The organism is bacterium (Candidatus Blackallbacteria) CG13_big_fil_rev_8_21_14_2_50_49_14 (assembly GCA_002783405.1).
Classification (GTDB): domain Bacteria; phylum Cyanobacteriota; class Sericytochromatia; order UBA7694; family UBA7694.
Genome location: PFGG01000064.1, coordinates 1 through 18,167 on the forward strand (window position 1 = coordinate 1; position 18,167 = coordinate 18,167).

The 18,167-nt window shown below is 46.9% G+C and carries 18 protein-coding genes; 9 read left to right on the forward strand and 9 right to left on the reverse strand.

The features are described 5' to 3' along the window. Positions 1-29 precede the first annotated feature (29 nt). Positions 30-707: a hypothetical protein gene (locus tag COW20_15350; protein PIW46295.1), complete on the forward strand. Its 678-nt coding sequence runs from the start codon at positions 30-32 to the stop codon at positions 705-707. Here COW20_15350 and COW20_15355 read toward each other — a convergent pair. The 5 genes from COW20_15355 to COW20_15375 are packed head-to-tail and all read right to left on the reverse strand — an operon-like array spanning position 704 to position 4,235. Beyond that, the gene (locus COW20_15355) at positions 704-1,783 is read right to left on the reverse strand and encodes a hypothetical protein (GenBank protein PIW46296.1); all 1,080 of its coding nucleotides are present in this window, start codon (positions 1,781-1,783) and stop codon (positions 704-706) included. The two genes, COW20_15350 and COW20_15355, sit on opposite strands and share 4 nt — an antisense overlap. Then, positions 1,758-2,798, reverse strand: a complete 1,041-nt coding sequence (locus COW20_15360; protein PIW46297.1) for a hypothetical protein — start codon at positions 2,796-2,798, stop codon at positions 1,758-1,760. The genes COW20_15355 and COW20_15360 overlap by 26 nt, the downstream gene beginning before the upstream one ends. Beyond that, entirely contained in the window at positions 2,782-3,156 is a 375-nt protein-coding gene (locus COW20_15365) for a hypothetical protein (GenBank protein PIW46298.1), read from the reverse strand. The genes COW20_15360 and COW20_15365 overlap by 17 nt, the downstream gene beginning before the upstream one ends. A gap of 16 nt (positions 3,157-3,172) precedes the next feature. Next, positions 3,173-3,922 carry a 3-oxoacyl-ACP reductase gene (locus COW20_15370; GenBank protein PIW46299.1) on the reverse strand — a complete coding sequence of 250 codons (750 nt, stop codon included), beginning with the start codon at positions 3,920-3,922 and terminating at the stop codon, positions 3,173-3,175. A gap of 1 nt (position 3,923) precedes the next feature. Further along, positions 3,924-4,235, reverse strand: a complete 312-nt coding sequence (locus COW20_15375; protein PIW46300.1) for a hypothetical protein — start codon at positions 4,233-4,235, stop codon at positions 3,924-3,926. A gap of 168 nt (positions 4,236-4,403) precedes the next feature. On the opposite strand from COW20_15375, the gene COW20_15380 reads away from it, so the two are divergent. Continuing rightward, complete coding sequence (locus tag COW20_15380; protein PIW46301.1) at positions 4,404-5,336, forward strand: hypothetical protein; 933 nt, start codon at positions 4,404-4,406, stop codon at positions 5,334-5,336. 313 nt (positions 5,337-5,649) lie between these two features. Here COW20_15380 and COW20_15385 read toward each other — a convergent pair whose 3' ends face one another. Continuing rightward, positions 5,650-5,952, reverse strand: a complete 303-nt coding sequence (locus COW20_15385) for a hypothetical protein (protein ID PIW46302.1) — start codon at positions 5,950-5,952, stop codon at positions 5,650-5,652. Positions 5,953-6,261: 309 nt separating this feature from the next. Here COW20_15385 and COW20_15390 point away from each other — a divergent pair, with 309 nt between their 5' ends. The 5 genes from COW20_15390 (at position 6,262) to COW20_15410 (ending at position 10,310) form a co-directional block, all read left to right on the forward strand. Next, on the forward strand, positions 6,262-7,059 hold the full coding sequence (locus COW20_15390; protein ID PIW46303.1) for a hypothetical protein: 798 nt from the start codon (positions 6,262-6,264) through the stop codon (positions 7,057-7,059). After that, a complete protein-coding gene (locus COW20_15395; protein ID PIW46304.1) occupies positions 7,052-7,609 on the forward strand; it encodes a hypothetical protein in 558 nt (185 codons plus the stop codon). Before COW20_15390 ends, COW20_15395 begins: the two co-directional genes overlap by 8 nt. Positions 7,610-7,621: 12 nt before the next feature. Next, positions 7,622-8,257: a hypothetical protein gene (locus tag COW20_15400; protein ID PIW46305.1), complete on the forward strand. Its 636-nt coding sequence runs from the start codon at positions 7,622-7,624 to the stop codon at positions 8,255-8,257. 984 nt (positions 8,258-9,241) lie between these two features. After that, a complete protein-coding gene (locus COW20_15405; protein ID PIW46306.1) occupies positions 9,242-9,910 on the forward strand; it encodes a hypothetical protein in 669 nt (222 codons plus the stop codon). Between the two features lie 49 nt (positions 9,911-9,959). Further along, positions 9,960-10,310, forward strand: a complete 351-nt coding sequence (locus tag COW20_15410) for a hypothetical protein (GenBank protein ID PIW46307.1) — start codon at positions 9,960-9,962, stop codon at positions 10,308-10,310. 85 nt (positions 10,311-10,395) lie between these two features. Here COW20_15410 and COW20_15415 read toward each other — a convergent pair whose 3' ends face one another. Genes COW20_15415 through COW20_15425 form a run of 3 tightly spaced genes read right to left on the reverse strand, consistent with a single transcriptional unit; the run spans position 10,396 to position 16,417 of the window. Continuing rightward, positions 10,396-11,016 carry a hypothetical protein gene (locus COW20_15415; GenBank protein ID PIW46308.1) on the reverse strand — a complete coding sequence of 207 codons (621 nt, stop codon included), beginning with the start codon at positions 11,014-11,016 and terminating at the stop codon, positions 10,396-10,398. Then, positions 11,010-16,163: a hypothetical protein gene (locus COW20_15420; GenBank protein PIW46309.1), complete on the reverse strand. Its 5,154-nt coding sequence runs from the start codon at positions 16,161-16,163 to the stop codon at positions 11,010-11,012. Before COW20_15420 ends, COW20_15415 begins: the two co-directional genes overlap by 7 nt. A gap of 32 nt (positions 16,164-16,195) precedes the next feature. Next, a complete protein-coding gene (locus COW20_15425) occupies positions 16,196-16,417 on the reverse strand; it encodes a hypothetical protein (GenBank protein ID PIW46310.1) in 222 nt (73 codons plus the stop codon). Between COW20_15425 and COW20_15430 the strand changes: the two genes are divergently transcribed. Further along, positions 16,407-17,114, forward strand: coding sequence for a hypothetical protein (locus tag COW20_15430; protein PIW46311.1), 708 nt, complete (start codon positions 16,407-16,409; stop codon positions 17,112-17,114). The two genes, COW20_15425 and COW20_15430, sit on opposite strands and share 11 nt — an antisense overlap. Before the next feature lie 3 nt (positions 17,115-17,117). Then, positions 17,118-18,086, forward strand: coding sequence for a hypothetical protein (locus COW20_15435; GenBank protein ID PIW46312.1), 969 nt, complete (start codon positions 17,118-17,120; stop codon positions 18,084-18,086). The last annotated feature ends 81 nt before the right edge of the window (positions 18,087-18,167 follow it).

Below are 18,167 nucleotides of genomic sequence, written 5' to 3' on the forward strand. Positions count from 1 at the left end.
TCATCTGATCTGAGACTGTCCCAGATTAGCTGCAAAACTGTCCCAGATTAGCTGCGCGTTTACACTCTCAGCAATGGGATAAAGCGGTCTTGCAAAGAGTGAAACCTTCTCGTATTCTGATTGTCGATGATACCCCTTCAAACCGGGATGTCTTGGTGGATTTCTTTAAACAGCTTCAATTTGAAACGATTGAGGCGCAAAATGGTGAAGAAGCCCTTGAGTATTGCCAGAATCATCAGCCTGATTTGATTCTTTTGGATATTTGTATGCCAGGGATGACTGGGTATGATGTGATGCAGGCATTAAAGCAATTGAATTTACAGATTCCGATTATTGCAGTAACCGCTTCGGCCTTTGAAGTAGAACAGGATAAAATTCGCGAAGCCGGGGCCGTGGAGTGCATTATTAAACCCTTTGATATGGATGAACTGCTGGAAGTGGTTTTTCGATATCTTGGGCAGGAACCGGTCTCTCAGCCGCAGAAAATGCACCCGGAACCGATTCCTCACAGTCTCCTGCCTGCTTTTCAAGAAACAATTCAGAGCCCATTGAAAGAAAAAATTCAAGAGGCGATTTTTTTAGGCGATGGCGAACGTGTAAAAACGCTCTTATTGCAATTAGAGCCTACAGAACACAGTATGTATCTGTTTGAACTGGCGGATCAATACCAATACGAGATCTTGCTTGCGCTTCTCGATGAAATCTAGGTTTGCGGCCCTTGTACTTTTTCACCGCTTAAAAAGGCATTGAGATCTTTCCAGAGCACGCTGGAGGCCTTGCCGACGACCAGGCCAATATGGCCTCCGTTTAAGAGGTAGGGTGTATAGTCTGAATGGGGCAGAACCTCTCCACAGGTTTTGAGTGAACTGACGGGAATAATCCAATCGTGTTTGGCGACAACCGCCAAGACTGGGCAGGTGATTTTGTGACAGTCCAGTTCAAAATTATCCAAATTCAATGGGCCTTTGCGCAGGGCATCTTCTTTGATGCACAAATGAATCAATTCCTGAAAAGCTTTGCCGGGCAAATCTGGGGTATCATTAGACCATTTTTCAACGGGTAAAAAATGCTCCATAAAGGTTTCTTTATCATAGTTCTGCCAGAAATCCCGTTCTTTTTTAAGCACCTGAACAGGGCGGATCGAATTAAAAAAGAGTTTGAGCTGGCGCCCGGATATGAGTTGCCCTTCCATTAGACTGGGCGAAAGCGACTGGTGTGAGACAATATTCTGGAGCGTTCCGCCTTCATCATTGCCCAAGATCGGGGTGAGCAGAATCAGGCGTTCTACTTTCTCGGGTTCCAAGGCGGCATAGAGCGTGGCAAAGGTCGCGCCCATGCAATAGCCCAAAATCGGAATTTTTTTGACTTGATGGCGGCGTAAAATACGGCGCACACTGCGTTTGAGTGTGCCAGCAACCAGATCTCCGAGACTGGCCATGCCCAGATCCGGGGTGGGATCCCCCCAATCCAGCAGATAGACATCATAGCCTTGGGCGCAGAGATATTCAATCAGACTGCGGCCTGGACGCAGGTCGAAGATATAGGGCCGGTTGATCAGAGAATAAACCAAGAGAATGGGTTGCTTTGTTTCACCTTGGCCAGGGTAACAGAAAAGCCGGTGGGGCCCTTCCTCATAGACACAGGTCCGAGGCGTGAGCCCCACCTCAATCTGTTCAAGATCCCCAATAAACTCAGGGCCATACTGCAGACGAATCCGGAGTTGTTCCGAAAGCGTCTGCAGCAGCAGAGATGGATTTTTAAATGAGAGAGGCTGCGCGTCCATCCAACCACTCTACCACCAAATTTACCAGTTTGCCAAAGAGCTTACTGCTGGCAATAATCCCAACGTGTCCACCGGGCATATGCGCGGCAGTTACGTCCTGGCTGCCGACCTTTTCATTCAAGGCCAGACAGGCTTCAGGGGGGGCGATATGATCGCTGTCTGCGACAATATTCAGCACCGGGCAGGTGATATTTTTCAGCAGGGCATGGTGCTGGCCAATCCACAGTTCGTCCTTGTAGAGACGGTTTTCCTGATACAGCCAGTGAATGTATTCCTGCCAGGTACCACCGGGGAAGGGGATATTGTCATTGACCCAGTTTTCCAGCGTGAAAAAGGAGTCGAGCATTTCAACATCGTCCTGTTTGGCCCAAACGGATTGCCATTTGCGCACAGATTGAGCCGGGCGAAGGGACATGAAACCATTCTGAACCAGATCAGGCGGCACATTGCCAATCGCGTCCACCAGTTGATAAGGGTTCAGATAATCTGGACGGGTCCAGAGGCCCATGATGCCAGCATGCGAAAAATCGACAGGGGCTGTCATGGCAATCAAGCCTGCCACGTCTTCAGGAAAGATACTGCTGTAAATATTGGTGATGATACCCCCCAGGCAATAACCAAAGAGAACCGGTTTTTTGCCTGCCTCACGGGTGACTTTGCGCACAATTCGGCGCATGGGGCCCGTAAAGATTTCAGAAAAAGTCATCCAACGATCTTCTTCTTCAGGGGTTCCCCAATCCACCAGATACACTTCATAACCTGCTTCGCTCAGTGATTTAAACAGGCTGTGCTTTTCGCTCAGGTCGAGAATATAATGGCGGTTGATCAGCGCAGGTACCAGCAGCAAAGGCACCTTATTGGATTTTTCTGGGCTATTGGCTTTCCAGACCGTCAGCTTGTTTTCCTGGTAAACAGGGTGCATGGGGGTCACGGGTTTGCGATCATAGCTCAGGGCCTTCCGAATCAAAGGAGGAAGCGTTTGCAGACGGGGGTCTGATTCACTCAGCTTGGGCATTTCCAGACTTGTGCGCACGTTTGGGTTCCTCCTTACGTTGGGTTGTACTTTGTGTTGTTTTCAATTCAGCCAGTTCTTTTTCCATGGCATCGAGACGATCATTGAGCTCATCGCGCTCAAAACGCCACTCACTCAAGAGCGTGTTGATCTGGTGCAAGGTGCGTTGTTGCATCTGTTGGTTGGGCAACTGCCAGAAGGAGAGCAAAGTCTCCATCTGTTTGTTCCATTGTTGGCGCATGGCCAGATTGTTACGCATGAGCTGACCCATTCCATTGAGATAGAAGGGGTTGCTCCAGAGCTGATCAAAATAGGTGCCAATCAGCTTGTCTACATAATTTTCCCGTGTTTCTTTTTTCATGCTCTTTTTCCTTTCGTTAGAAGCCGGCGGTCAGGCCGCCATCTACATAGAGAACCTGTCCGGTAATATAACTGGCCTCTTCACTTGCCAGAAAAGCGTAGGCTTTGGCAATTTCTTCGGGGCGGGCGAAACGCCGCAGCGGGATTTGAGCGGTCAGTTTCTGTTGAATTTCTTCGGGAATGGTGGTCACCATTTCTGTGGCTGTAAATCCAGGCGCTACTGCATTCACGCGAATGCCATAGCGGGCAAACTCTAAAGCCCAGGTTTTGGTAAGTCCGATCAGACCACTTTTACTGGCGGCATAATTGGCTTGACCCACATTGCCCAAGGCGCTGACTGAAGAGGCGCTCAGAATTACACCCGACTGTTGTTCTTTCATAAACGGAAATACAGCTTGGGTACAAATCATGGGGCCTTTGAGATTGACGGAAATTACCTGATCCCAGGCTTCTTCGCTCATCTTGGCGGTCAGAGAGTCGCGGGTAATGCCTGCATTGTTGACCAAGACATCCACCCGTCCCCAGATTTCATGCATCGATTTTACGGCTTGTGCGACATCTTCCCGGTGGGTAATATCTAAAACCCGAGGAATGGCCACTTCTCCCTGCTGATTGAGTTCAGCAGCCAAGGCTTCAAGGGCAGCCTGATCGCGATCGACCAGAAAAACCCGTGCGCCTTCGTTGACAAACAGACGTGCGCAGGTCGCGCCGATTCCCCGGGCGGCCCCGGTCAGAAAGATGGTCTTTTGACTGAGACGATTGTTCATATTAGTTTTTTGCAACCGCCATCATGCGATCAAACATTTCATAGCTGTTTTCGAGAACCTGCATTTGAGTTTCCCAAATTTTGTTTTCACCAGGCAGCATGGCTCCCCAGACTTTGCCCATATCATGGATATACTGACGTTGAATGCGCTCCATGCTCTGGAAGTATTCCATCGAAGCTTCCTGCATCTGTTTGCCAGACTTCATCATGATATCACTGATTTGATTGGGCACTTCGAACATTTTTTGCAGCATTTCTTCACCTTGCTTCACAGCGGTGTTGACGGTTTCGTTAGCGGTTTGTTTCTTTTCCATTTGAGGATTCCTTTCGTTTGGGAACTTTTGTTCCGTTTGTTGAGTTTAGATTAACAGTCTGAACTTACACTGAACTTACAGGGCAGTTACAGTTTTCAGTATTTTCAATAAATTGTGAGATATTTTTGAATCGGGGCTTGAAAGGTGTGTTTTCGCAAGGGAGGTGTTATGCTGAGTTTTAAAATCTCAGCCCGCTCAAATCGAAAGGATTTCTCCCGCATGAAAGCAATTCAAGTTTCTCTACTGCTTCTGGTTTTAACCGCTTGCCAGGCTCCGAAAACCAATCAACCGAATCCTTCAAGTCCTGGCTCGGCCAGCCCTTTGCCTTTGATTACGCCGACCAGTTCTCCAGCACCCGTGGGCAGCTTTTTAAGTGCCAGCCTGGATGGCAGCCAGGAGTCCCCTGAAGTGATCACGGCAGGGGTGGGGTTTGTAAGTGCCAGTTTAAATGCTGAAAAAACTGAATTGTCGATCAAAGGGGTGGTGAGTGGTCTGAGTGGTGCGCTTACAAAAGCTGAGCTGGGGCAAGGGGCACCCGGCAAAGAAGGAACCGTTCTGAAGTCTTTAAGCATTGATAAAAATAAGATCAGCCTGATCTGGAAACGTGATGATACAGAACAGCCCCTGAGCTCTGAAAAGGTCGATGCGCTTTTAAAAGGTGAGTTTTATCTGAACTTACAAACAGAGAAACAGACCAAGGGCGAAATCAGAGGGCAATTGCAAGTCACGGCTGAGCAGGTGATTCCTTTTGTCTTAGAAGGAGCCCAGGAGGTTCCTTCTGTGGAGTCGGGGGCTCATGGCGTGGCTTGGGTGCGCGTCAGTGAAGATCAGAGCCGTCTGGCACTTCAAGGCCATTTTGTGAATTTAAGTGGCCCAGCAACGGCTGCGCATATTCACTTTGGCATCAAAGGCACCAATGGCGAAGCGCTGAAAGCTGTGAAGATTACTGGCAACCAACTCAGCCTGAGCTGGTCGCGTACCGATACCGAGCAACCCTTTACGGCGGCCCGCTTACAGGACCTTCAACAGGGGAATTACTATCTCAATCTGCATACCCATGCCTACCCTGCAGGGGAGCTTCGGGGTCAAATCAGTCAATAATAACCTTAATTTAAGTAGAGCTTAATTTTATTAAGGCAAGCTTGGGGAGGAAATAGGGGATAATCATTGTGTAAGAGAGTAGCGGACCCCACCACCTACCCACCTTGAACAAGTTTGAATTTATTTCTCTACTCTCTACGCTTTAACCGGGCTTTGACCCGGTTTTTTTGTGTCTGCGCTCCGACACTGAAGAAAATGTCAAACTTTTTCTTCAGTGTCGGAGCGGTGGGGTCTATTACAATTAAAGGCGATCTCTGCTGATATGGTCAAGGCATGGGAGAATCAAGGCCAGCACAGACCATTCACGCGCCACCTATAAACTTCGGGCCCAGCTCTTCGTTGCTGTTCTGAATTGTCTGGCCCACCCCCCCCCAACACCATCGAAAGCTGGTACAGAGAGCACCAGGAGGCAAAGCCTGGGCGCGTTCTTTTGGTGGTTGCCTCCCGCAGGCTTCTGCGCATGATCTGGGGCTGTGCCTGGGCTGATTTTTGCCACCATCGCAGTCTTCGCTTTGCGTAATTGGGCCAAGTGCCAGTTACTCTCTTTTGAGGCGTGAAAGACCCTCGATTCGCCGGGGGTGTTTTTTCGTGAATGCAGGAGTACAATGGATCGCATGAATAATATTCTGAACCTTTCTCTTTTCCTTCCCGAACCCAAAATAAAGCCTCTCAGCTAGGCTGAAGAAGCTGAGCATGGCGCAAAGATAAAGCAAGAACTGGCACCGCTGTGCAAAAATATTTCCCAAGCTTTTCCTGATTGGTTGATGGATGGCGATGCTTCAGAGGTTGCCGTATTTCTGAAGCGGGAACTGGCTGGGCTTGAGCGAAGAGACTCCGCGGTGGCTGGTGAGGAATCAGACGTGGAGCTAGTATAGGTTTTTTTTAATTTACGCTATATTTAATTAATTAACTTGTGTACAATAAAATGCATAATATAAAGCAGACAGAGATGAAAGAAAAGTCTTTTGCAAACGAAAAAGCATATAACAAGTCACCTCTCGTTGAGGTTGCTTGTCAGTTTTTGTTTGGTAAAAATATCAATATTTTACCTTTTGAACAATTGTCAAAACTTAGAAATGCGTTTGAATCAGATTTCCCTATCCTAGATGAAAATCTGATAGCAGAGATTAAGCCAATTCCTTCAGAATACGACTTTCAAGAATCTAGAAGAGTACGTAGAGTATTTAGGAATTATGCAAATGAAGACAAAACTAGATTAGTACAATTTGGTGATTTGCTATTTAGCATAAATTTTTTAAAACATTATTCAAGCTGGGCTGATTTTAAACCAACAGTTTTGGACAGTTTTAAAAAATACTGGTCTATATTGCCTGATGCAACAGTTACCGGATTTAAATTGATCTACATAAATCATTTTAATCTTCCTGAAAGTACCCTTAATCTAGCTGATTATTTTATGCTTTACCCTTTTGCTCCGCCAGAAATTGAAACTATTGGAAAGTTCTCAATGAATATTTCCGTTCCATGTGGCGGCGATGATAAGTTGCTTATAGAAATGGAAGATATTTCCGATAAAAACCCACTTATTAGTGTTGAGCTTAGTTATATAAAAGCATTTTCAAACGAAAGAATGCGTGATGATTTGAGTTTTGAAGAGCTAATTGATTCCTTAGATAGAGCTCATGCTGTTATTGGCAGTACATTTGAACAGATTATTACCAATAAAACACGTGTATTATTAGGGGTGCAGACTGATGAGTAATACAGCATTTAGTCAAGATATTAAAAGTTTAGAAAAAAATAAATATTCGGCTAGAAATGATGAGTATGTTATTTATTCGTCAACCAATGGACAGACTCCTAATTTTACGAATTTAACATTTACAAGTAATGGTGTGATAAAGAAAGAAACTGAAAAACCACTACAGTTTAAACAGACTTATCATAATAAAGTAAAAGATAATAGTAAATATGTAGAATTAAGAAAAAAAATATTGTCCTTTAGAAGGATGAAGCCGGACGATGTGTTTGATGAGCCACCTGATCAAAGCGCATGCGATATAGCAAGTCAGGCACTTGATTACATGCATGATAATAATATCTATCCAAACTTACTGTCAGCGTCACAAGATGGTGGAGTAATGTTTGAATTTTATGTTAACGATAATTACATTCTTATAGAAATACATAATTCTGGTGAAATTATCTATTTCTCAAGAGATGAATTAAGAAATGTAAAAGTTTATGAGTGTAAGATTACAAAGCTTTTGAACTTAATTCAAACTCATCTTACTCCGATATTTAACAGATAACATAATTGTTTTATGCATAAAGAAGAAATAATCCCTGCATTGGCAATTAAAGAAGGTATTCCTGGTTTTTTTCAGGAAATAATGCAAGATGACCAGCTACTAATACCGTCTTATTTACATACAAATGGCTCCGCAGTAGATAGTGATTTTAAACCTTCTGAAGAAATATATAGAAGGTTTTCTTTTGATGAATATGAGGTCGCAAAAGATATTGTAACTGCCAATGTTTTTTCATTAAGAGCAGATTCTTATAACCGCGAAAAATATTCAATTCAACCAGAAGATGTATTGCTTGACGTTAGTAATTTTTCTAAAAGTTTATTAGATTATGGGATTTTAAAACTGGACGTAAGCCAGCTTCAAAGTTTACGGAATGAAGAATTTAATCTTAATGAACTAATTGGTGAAGATAGAAAGATTAAGATAGACGTTGAAATACGTCATAAACCGCATCCTTTTATGTATTCTCATTCTGAAATGATATTCAACTTAGATGATGTTGAAATAGGTGGTAAAAAAAAATTTAAGCCAGCTTTACTAAAAACAGCTTACAAGGGGTATCTCCAAGAATTGGCTAAGATACTAAAAAAACCGGGTCAAGTTTCAGATATGTCATATTTATTGGAATACACGGATAAAACTCGATAATTCACCGCGATAATTCACCGCGATCACTTCCGCTTCTCCCTGTTTCCATCAAAAAAAAAAATTTAGTAGACCTTGCATTTAAATTTCGCCATGTTTTAATTGGATCAGATAGTAATCTTGATAGATAGGAAAGACAAACAATGGCTGAAATTACAAATGCATTTATTAATGGTAAGAATGAAGTTGAGACCGACATTGAGCAGGGGTAAGAGAAAAAATGTTGGAATAAAAATAAAAAGTGCCGATTCATGCAGCTTTCAAAAAACAGTTTTTTAAGCATAAGCTGAACATACATGAGAATACAAAATTAAGGTCGAGGTTAAGAAAAACAACTCAACTCCTCTCAAATCACCAGTTCATAACCATTTTAATCTTAATTATGACCTTAACCAAAAATGGGGTGCTCAATGTCGGTTGAGAAATATTTGAATAATCATTTTGAAAACCCATTCTATGACTCTGCTATCCCTGTAGAGATTTCACATGCCTCAACTAGGTTTGAATTATTTGGTAAACATGCTATGTGCCCAATTTGTACAAGCATGATCAAAGAACAGGTTGATGCTGAGCCAACTGGACGAGGAACCCCAAAGAATGAGGATAATGTCGTTTATGTTATAAACGAATTGAGCGTAAAAGTAACAACAAGAATAAGCTCTGACACAATTTCTCATTTCTTTTCTCAGATATAATTATGTGTTTTTTAAAGCCGCTGCTTACCCCCTGGCCATTTCAGGAACGGGGCTGATGGGTGGAGTAGGTTCATGATGCCCCCAGCAGTAGTTAAATATAAAACAGAGGCATTTGCTCGCCAGACTTCACCAGGCCCTGTTCCCAGTTGATTTCCAGTTCATTTATTAAACTTGGGGTTGCAACGAATGGGGCGCCGTAGTTCCCGGCTGCTCCTCTTTTGGGGTGTGATTGATTATCAATCAGTGATAAGTTAATATTGGTGATACAAAACTGAATGGAAGGGGATCAAGTATGGATAGACGATACCGACCTATTTATTCTCTTCCAGAAGTAGCCTCATATCTGCACATTCAGCCAGCCACCTTACGCTCTTGGGTCTTGGGAAGGCATTATGTAACCAGAAACGGAGAAAAGCGATTTTCTGAGCCTTTGATTACTATTGCTGACCCAGAACATATCAGGTTGTCTTTTATCAATATGATTGAGGCTCATGTGCTTTCTGCGATCAGGAAAACCCATCAAATACCAATGCACAATATACGACCGGCGATTGATCATTTGGCTAAAAAATATGGCGTTGAACACCCTTTAGCAGAATACAATTTGCTGACAGATGGGTTGGATCTTTTTATTGAAGAATTCAATCAATTGGTTAATCTCACCAATAGAGGACAGCTGACTCTAAAGACGTTTCTCGAAAGTTATCTGAAGAGAATCGAGCGAGACAGTACTGGTTTGCCTGCTAGATTTTATCCTGCTCCTACAATTATGGACAGCAAAGACAGTAAAATTTTTGTGGTTGATTTCAATGTCTCGTTTGGCAGAATGACCATAAATGGTACAGGTATACCTGTTGAGTCTGTTCTCGATCGCTATGATGCGGGGGAAGATTTAAAGTCGTTGGCTGACGATTTTAATATTGACGTAAACAAGCTTGAAGCCGTTATTAGTGCAGCCTGATTATACGTTTTTCATTGACCGATCACTTGGCAGAAAGCACTTAGCTCAAATGCTTTCAGAAGAGTCTGAAAAATATGAACTCCACGACGATCACTTTAGCCAGGATACTCCAGATGTAGACTGGCTTAAAGAAGTCGGCAAAAGAGGCTGGGTTGTTTTCACAAAAGATAAACGTATCAGGCACCATCAAGATGAACTTAATGCTCTTTTACAAGCCAACAATGCTGTCTTTGTTTTTACTGGAAGCAAAGTTACTGGGCCCGAAATTGCTGAAGCATATAGAATCGCTCTGCCTCAGATAAAGAAAATTTTGGATAAAACACAACAGCGAAAATTTATTGCAAAGGTTACAAAATCAGGGTCTGTCAGCGTATATAAGCCAAAAAATGAAGTCCATTGACTCTATTCCCCACGCCAATGCTCAATGCCAGGTTCTAGCATTTTGACTCTATGGTAAGGGTGAAGATTCAAAAGCCTGTCTCTTTTTAATAGGCAACGCTCAACAACACGCCCCCCAGCAAAATCTGATCGCCTTCCTGAAGTGGGGTGGCCCTGTTGATTTTTTCATCATTGACATAGGTGCCACTGGGACTTTCAGCATCTTCAACCGTCCAAACCCCCTCTATACACTGAAAATAGGCCTGCCGTCGTCCCAACTGGGGTGATGGAAACGAGAGATCACAGTCTGGCCCTCTCCCGACCAAGACACGTTGACCCGTGGGAATAGACAGCACCGTTTCGCCTGCTTTGTCTTTGAGACGCAGTTGGGGGGATTCAGAAACAAGGAGGGGGGCAGGGCCTTTTCCCAAACGCGTCTGGACTTGTGCCAGCGCGCGAAACATCAGCGGAGCAGAACAGGTTTCGCTCTCATCCAGAAGCTTGATGCGTAACTGGTCTGCGATAAATTCAAAGGCCAGTTCATCCAGAATATAATCCTGGTGCTGGTGCAGGTGTTGAAGCAGAGTCAACAGAGAGTTTTCATCTAAAAGATGGTAATGAACCCCTCGCATTACCAGTTCCCAGGCATAGCCTAAAGCTGAAAATTCTGTGCGCAGGGAATCCATGATTGCTTCCAAATTCATTGTTGTATCCATGGGGGTTACCATTTATCCTCCGGTAAACTTGGCCATTCCTTGTAGTTGCGGGGAGCATGGCTCGAAATTTCATACGAGCCGTCTGTTTTTTGTTTGAACCAGCCCTGAATCCGCAACTCACTGCCATTGGGCAAGGTTACAGAAGCTTCAAAGAAACCATCTGCTGGCGTGCCATCTTTGCGAGTTTTGGTACCAAAGGGTTCCAGCTTTGTATCGGCCTCTCCCGCCAGGGCTTTTTTGAAAGCAGTTTCAGCCAGGACATCGATTTCACTGGGTTTCAGTGTGGATGGATAAACGGTTTTTGAGACCTCGCCTGAAACGGGTTGTTTGGTTTTGGGATCCAGTCCGGTACGTTTAACGGTAACCCGGCGGGCGCCAGTCAAAGGATCTTCTTTGACTGCAGAAATGGTAAAGCCATCTTTGTCTGCTCTGGCTTTGATTCCTTGCCAGGAATGAATTCCAGAACCATCCCATTTGCCTTGATAGGGGGAACTCGGGTCGGTCTCAGTGCCGCCCTCATGCACATGTTGCTGGGTATCTGCGCTTGTGGCTGAAGGTGCTTCTACTAATGGAGCCGGTGGCGGAGTCAGTGGTTCGGGAACAGGCAGGGTTTTCGCCAGTTCAGGACGATCGAAATCGAGTTCAACCGTGGGTTTACTCAGTCCTTCAGCGCTGATGGGTGGGCCTTCGGCTCCTCCTCTGAGGGCATTGCCGTAAGCATGGGCCACCTCGTCAGTCAGCTCAATAAAGCCATCGCGCAGCAATTTGTCGGCGATCATCTGACCTTCGGGCGTACTGCGGAGAATACTGCCCGGTTCGCCCACTTGATTGGGGCCCATATGCTCGCCATTAAAAAACTGACGGAAGGTGGTATCCACCAGATAGGTTTTGCCATCGGGCATGTCAACGGTTAAAAAGGCATGGCGGAAAGAGTCTTTTCCAAAGGCATTTGCAGCCTGATGGGGGTGGATTTTGTCTTTGGGAATGCCCATTTCTTCCAAACGGAAAGCTGTGGCTGCCTGGCCAAAACCACAGGCCCCCTGTTTGCCATCGGGGCTGTTAACCTGCTCGGCAGGTTTATTGGGGTTGGATTTTAAGAGGGCTTCGTGAGCTGCCAGCGCCGTATCTTGTAAAAGAACTTGGGCATCGGCAGCGGAGAGTTTTTCTCCGGGCTTTAACTCTGAAAGACGCAGACGGGCGGCTCTCAGTTTTTCGGCCGGAATCGGGCTCAGATCGGGATCCGGCCCCACCGGACGATCGGCGGTGGAGGTGCCCGTTGGAATTTCGGCCTGGGACAGCTCTTTCAGAGGAGGGCTGGGTGCGTGATGCTCTGCGGGAGCTACTTTCGCGGCTGCGGGCGGCTCCTGAACAGGAACCGCCAACTCTTGTGGCGGTACTTCTTGTACTGGGGGGGCGGTTTCTTGTACGGGCAAGTCTTGAGTTGGAACAGAGGCCGGGGGCTCGGCAAATTTGCCCAATTGTCCTTCCAAGATTTCGATCTGTTTCAGCCCCTGGGTTTTGATCTCCAGCAATTCAGGGGGTGCATCGGCTCCAATTGAATTGTAGAATTCCTTGGCAAGGGTGATGCCTTCGCGCAGACTCTGCTTGGAGGCCATTTGCACCTCTGGCAAGGTCGCCGTGTCCATGGCCTTGCTGGTTTCGGTCAAGCGTTTTTGTAAGAGGGCATGGGTTTCCTGCATTTCTGACTGTTTATAAGGCATGCCCGGAGCCCGCCGACTCAGGGCCAAGGCTCCGGCCACCACCAGGGGAGTGGCCGTAAACAGCACGATCTGGGCGATTGCCGTTTGTTTCTGAGTCGAACTCAGTTTGTTATTGCTGGCAATCTCTGCGATTTGGTATCCGGCCATGGGCAGACCTGCGCCCAGGCCCGTGGCCAGACTGAATTTGGTAAAGCCTTTGGATTCAGCCAGCGGTGCCAATTTGCTCATATATGCCAGCAGAGAAGATTCGGCCTTGAGCGCCATGGCGGCTTTGCCCATTGAGCCCACGCCGCCGGCAGCACTCAAAATGCCCATGCCCACATCAAAAGCTGCCATGCCGGTGTCCTTGTTCCAGCCCAGATTGTCGTTGGCATAGAGATCGGCCATTTTGCTGGCGCCCTTGACCACGAAATAGGTAGACGTTACCGCCACGGCTGCTGAAGCGGTGAAGCAGGCTACCGCTGCGGCTTTTGAGACGGTTGGTTCGGGAATCAGCAAGAGTGCAACCCCAGCCACGAAGCCCACTCCGGCCATGATTCCGTCTGTGGTTGAGGTGTCTTCTGGGGGTTGAATTTCAGTTTTGTGAACTCCCTGGTTGTCTTTGTACTGCAGGGTGGCATCGGCCAGACGGGTGGTTTTTGCCATTTTCGCCAGCGCAGCTTCTGGTGAGGCGTCTTTGCCTGTCACTTCGTAAAAATTTTTGTCCAGAGGATTGAGCGCCATATAGCCATCGCGGGTTTTGTAGACATAGGCATTGAAGCTCAGCATTGCACCCGTACCCTTCATGACCATCACCATCGGCACCGTTTGAACCGGTTGACCAAATTTTTGGGTGGTGGCAGTAATTTTTTCCTTGAATTCCTGCATGTCCGGACGTTCCAGGGAACGCTCGAAATCTTTGGCCAAGGCGGCATTTTGTTCGGGTTCGTCTAAGAGGCGTCGACCGTATTGCTGCTGGGTGTCTTCTACCCAGTGGGTCATATCTTCCAGGCTCGCTTTGACCTGATCGGAGTCACCTCCTGCCTGCATCAGGGCTTCCATCAGGGTTCCTTGGGCTGCCAGCCAGCCGTCCACCAGGCGGTGTTCGACTGCATCCAGTTTGCGCAGTTGTTGTTCCAACGACTTGACTTTTAGTTCTTGCTCATGGGCTGTTTGAGAATCTGTGGCTGCTCCCTGGGCCCCTTTGGCCTGGGTCAATTGTTGTTCTAAATCGGCTCGAAAGCTGCCCACTTCCCGGTGGAAGGTGCGCATTTCTTGGGCCACGGTATCGGCCAATTCAGGATGTTTTTTGAAGAGCTTTTGCAGATCTTCGCGCACATTGGCCACGCTGTTGTCTTGGGCATGAGCGGCCATAAAGGCTTGGGGATCGCGCAGATATTCCTGGGTGGCAGGTTCAAGTTCTGAGCCATACTTGAGCAGCGCCTGGTTTATCCTTCCTTTGATCTCTTCAATTCCCCCAGCGGCCAGTTCCTTGGCTTTGAGATCCAGGTCCTCGAATTTGATATCGTTGCCCAGGCCCGTTAACGCACCCTGCAAGGCTGTTTTGGCTTTTTCCAACGAGGCTGTACGCTCTTTGATCGCTGTTACCTCTTGCTCAATGCCCGCCACGGCCTGGCGCAAGGCTGCATTGTTCTGGTCGACTGCATCGGTTTGAGCTTTCAGATGTTGGGCATAACCCCCGGATTTGACAAGGGAGACATAGCGATCAGAGGTGTCCAAGAACTGAACGGCTGAGGCCTTGTATTTTTCTGCTTCAGCCAGAGCCGTTCCCCCCTGGGCTTTTAGCTCCTCATATTTCTGTAGGTGTTCTTCTCCTTTTTTACGCAGGGCCTCGGCCTTGGCCAGGGTCGATTTGGCGACACTCAAGCCACATTGATTCATCTCAGAATCGTTGAGCAAGAGTTCCTGAATTTCAGGGGGAACCTGATCCCAGGTCTGAGCACCCGAGCTGACTTGGGCCCCCAGAACGGCCACAGAACCAGAGTAGAGATTTTGTTGGGCCCTTACCAATTCTTTGGCTGAATCTTCAACCTTGCCACGGGCTTCTGTCAATTTTTGCTCTGAAGCCACAATGGCTGTGCGTCCTTGCTGAGAATACCATTTGGCACGTGCCAGCGAGGCCACAGATTCTTGAAATTTATCTGAGGTGCCTTTGGTCAAGGCCATGTGGGCATCCACAAAGGCCTGCTCTGAGGAAAAACCTCCCTGAGCCAGTTTTTGATCCAGAGCCCCAAATTCCTGATTTAAATGCATCAGCATTTTGAGATCGCTGGCATAGGTCTGAATGGCACCGCTCACGTCTTTTGAGAACCCTGTACGCTGCCCCGATTCAAGCTGTTGCACGCGTTTATAGACTTGCAGGTAAAAAGAGTTCAATTTGCCTACGGCGTCGGGATGCTGATGTTGCTCTGGAAAAGACAGAGCGATGGCGGTATAGTCTTGTAGCACCTGATCCATGCGCTGATAATTTTGGGCCCCAATTTCTTCTGGCAAACAGGAGGCAAGAATTCGGCGGGCATCAGCCACTTTTTCGATGACGCTGCTGGATTGTTCGTATTTATTGCTGAGTTGGGTGGCATCTGATTTTTTGATCTCGGCATGAACCTCAAGCAAAGCTTGGGTCAAATGTTTCAGCTTTTCCAGTTTCTTTAATTCAGCTTGATTGACGGGCGTGGCTGCCTTGACCTGGGTTATCTGGGCATCAAGGGCAGACATTTGCGTTTGCAACTGGCCCTCGGTCTGCACAAAATATTGGTCGGCGTGAAAGACAAAGCGATTGTAGTCTTTGCCAGACATGGAATGGGCAAGATCCAGGGTCTGCTCCGACTTTGCCGCCGTTTTCAGGCGCGTGAGTTCGTCCATATTGACCTGGAACTGTATCGGGTTATGTTCCAAATAGCTTTGAACCTTGGCAATGGCCTCATCAACCTGACCTTTGCCCTGAGCGGCTTGAATCAGGCTGGCTTTGAGTTCTGGCAAGGCAGACTTTTGCTTGTCAGGAGGCATTTGCGCCAAAAGGTCTAAAAAAGTGGAGAATTTTTTGAGATCTTCAGGGGTTAAATTGCCATCTCCGACAGTGCTTAACACAGCTTTCAGCTCTGCATTAAACGCCGTGTCGTTTGTTTTAAAGTGTTGGGTGATGAGCCCTTGAAGGGTTCCTCTGGCCTCTGTACTGAGTTTTTCACGGGCCTGACCAAAATAGAGGGTGGTTGGGGAAAACCCGGCACTTTCCTGCCCATGGATTGAAACTTTAAAGGGATCTCCCGTCAATTCCTGAAGCAGGTCGGCCTCCGCCTCATCGATTTGTCCATCTTTTTCAATCGCTGTTTTTAAGGTCTGAGCTTCTTTTGCGTCGATGCCATCGGTGGTTTTTATTTGTCTTAAAGCCTGGAAAACATCCTGGTTGAGCCCATTTACACTGCGGTCAATTCCTGTCATGACCCAATAACCTTTCTCTCAATTGCAATTTTCTAGCTTGATGCTTTGGCTATATACCCAGTTTCAAATTTTGCAAAACACTGTTTTGAATTTTTCCCGAAGCAGATCTTGTGATGGGCTGAAGCGGGATATTGTTCAAGCCTTTTTCTGAAACACCGATGTTTCAGCTTGTCTTCTGGTAAAGATTTCTCTTTGGGGGCTATAATGGGGTCATCTGGTTGAAAAAAGACAAGGAGACAGGCCCTGAAACGCAATTTTATTTCTCCGATCCTGGGACTTGTTTTAGGGGCTTTGGTTTTATTGCCGCCTTTTAATCCTGTGCAGGCGCAAACTAATTTGGGGCAGGACTATCTCTGTCAATGGAACGCCGATCTTCATTTTTTTCAGTATTACCACTGGCGTTGGTCTGAATTGCCGCTGAAGGTTTATATTCCAGCTTTGCCGAGTAAATTGAAGCCGAAAAACAAAGAAAATTACCCGGCCCTCGTCAAACAGGCCTTTTTGAATTGGAGTGCGCAATTTCCAGCATTGAAGTTTGAATGGGTCAATCAGGCGCAAAAAGCACAGATTCTGGTGCAATGGCAGGAAAAATATCCAGAAAGTGAAACAGCCTGGGGCAAGGCGGCTTTGCCTCAACCCTTTCTTGCGAAACAATCTCAGCCCCGAATTCAACATCAGTCCACGCTTCAACTGGCGATTAAAGCTTCAGAACGCTCGGTCATGAATCCCGCTTCGGTTTATTTTACCCAAGAAGAGATCTTGGCTGTGAGCACGCATGCGATTGGACATGCTTTGGGCTTGATGCACAGTGGCAATCCTGATGACCTGATGTATCATGCCTTTTATGCCCGTTTTGATGGCAGTTGGAAAATCTCTCCCGCTGATCTTGCCTCCCTTGAACGTTTGTTCAATCTGCCCGAAGACTTAGAAATTTCACCTTGTAATGGATAACCCATGGAAAAAATGCGTCTGCAAAAATTTTTAGCCCAGGCGGGAGCCGGATCCCGCCGCAGTTCTGAGCAATTGATTCTGTCTGGAAGAGTCAAAGTCAACGGTTCTGTTTGTGATGTTTTGGGCACTTCAGTGACCCCCGGACAGGATCGCGTGCAATTGGATGGCCGTGAAGTGCTTTTGCCTGAGCAGAAATTCTATTATATGCTCAATAAACCTGAAGGCTATATGGTCAGCCGCTCTGACCCCCATCAGCCCCAGACGATTTATACCCTTCTGCCGCCGGAATTTGAAATTTTGCACCCAGTGGGCAGGCTCGACCAGAACAGTTGTGGTTTGCTTTTGCTCACCAATGATGGAGATCTGACAGATAAGCTTCTGCACCCACGCTTTAAAATGGAAAAAGTCTACCGTGTTCAGGTCAAAGGGCGAGTGACTGAACTGACCTTAAAATATTTGAGCGAGGGTGTGGAATTATCCGATGGCAAAACGCTGCCTGCCCGTGTGGTGCGGTTGCGTCAGCGCTCGGATCACCCCTGGTTGGAATTTACCCTCAAAGAGGGTCGCAATCGCCAGATTCGTCGCATGTGCAGAGCGGTGGGGCTGGACGTGATTTATCTTGAGCGGGTGGCTTTTGGGCCTTTGCATTTAAGCAAAATGCCTGTAGGGGCCTGGCGTGAACTCACTGAGGAAGAAATTCGCAGTTTATTAAAAAAGACAGAGAAAATCTCGCTCAAGCCCACGGTGGGGTCAGAATCCCCTGCTCGGGTTCGTGAAAATCTTGCTCCCCGTCATCCAGAGGTGCGGATTAAAACCCCCAAGCCCCCCCCTGCGGGCAAACCGGGTGCTTTGCCCAAAGAACCGCCAACTTCCCGCCGGACGGGTTTTTCAAAGCCCTCGTCTTTTTCTCCACGTCATTCGGGCACGGGGCGGGGAAGCCACTCCACGCGTAAACCTGGCCCGCGCAGGTAGTATCTCGCATGCCCTTTTGCTATACTCAGGAAAGAAGATTTAAGTTCTGTTTTCTTTTTGCCGATACCCATCTGTGGAGTA

What these genes read in the sequence shown, in the direction of transcription:
- COW20_15435 (PIW46312.1), top strand. Translation starts at nt 17,118, where the DNA reads ATGGAAAAAATGCGTCTGCAAAAATTTTTAGCCCAGGCGGGAGCCGGA.
- COW20_15395 (PIW46304.1), top strand. Translation starts at nt 7,052, where the DNA reads ATGAGTAATACAGCATTTAGTCAAGATATTAAAAGTTTAGAAAAAAAT.
- COW20_15355 (PIW46296.1), bottom strand. Translation starts at nt 1,783, where the DNA reads ATGGACGCGCAGCCTCTCTCATTTAAAAATCCATCTCTGCTGCTGCAG.
- COW20_15390 (PIW46303.1), top strand. Translation starts at nt 6,262, where the DNA reads ATGCATAATATAAAGCAGACAGAGATGAAAGAAAAGTCTTTTGCAAAC.
- COW20_15405 (PIW46306.1), top strand. Translation starts at nt 9,242, where the DNA reads ATGGATAGACGATACCGACCTATTTATTCTCTTCCAGAAGTAGCCTCA.
- COW20_15365 (PIW46298.1), bottom strand. Translation starts at nt 3,156, where the DNA reads ATGAAAAAAGAAACACGGGAAAATTATGTAGACAAGCTGATTGGCACC.
- COW20_15370 (PIW46299.1), bottom strand. Translation starts at nt 3,922, where the DNA reads ATGAACAATCGTCTCAGTCAAAAGACCATCTTTCTGACCGGGGCCGCC.
- COW20_15400 (PIW46305.1), top strand. Translation starts at nt 7,622, where the DNA reads ATGCATAAAGAAGAAATAATCCCTGCATTGGCAATTAAAGAAGGTATT.
- COW20_15360 (PIW46297.1), bottom strand. Translation starts at nt 2,798, where the DNA reads ATGCCCAAGCTGAGTGAATCAGACCCCCGTCTGCAAACGCTTCCTCCT.
- COW20_15420 (PIW46309.1), bottom strand. Translation starts at nt 16,163, where the DNA reads ATGACAGGAATTGACCGCAGTGTAAATGGGCTCAACCAGGATGTTTTC.
- COW20_15415 (PIW46308.1), bottom strand. Translation starts at nt 11,016, where the DNA reads ATGGTAACCCCCATGGATACAACAATGAATTTGGAAGCAATCATGGAT.
- COW20_15375 (PIW46300.1), bottom strand. Translation starts at nt 4,235, where the DNA reads ATGGAAAAGAAACAAACCGCTAACGAAACCGTCAACACCGCTGTGAAG.
- COW20_15410 (PIW46307.1), top strand. Translation starts at nt 9,960, where the DNA reads ATGCTTTCAGAAGAGTCTGAAAAATATGAACTCCACGACGATCACTTT.
- COW20_15380 (PIW46301.1), top strand. Translation starts at nt 4,404, where the DNA reads ATGCTGAGTTTTAAAATCTCAGCCCGCTCAAATCGAAAGGATTTCTCC.
- COW20_15385 (PIW46302.1), bottom strand. Translation starts at nt 5,952, where the DNA reads ATGCGATCCATTGTACTCCTGCATTCACGAAAAAACACCCCCGGCGAA.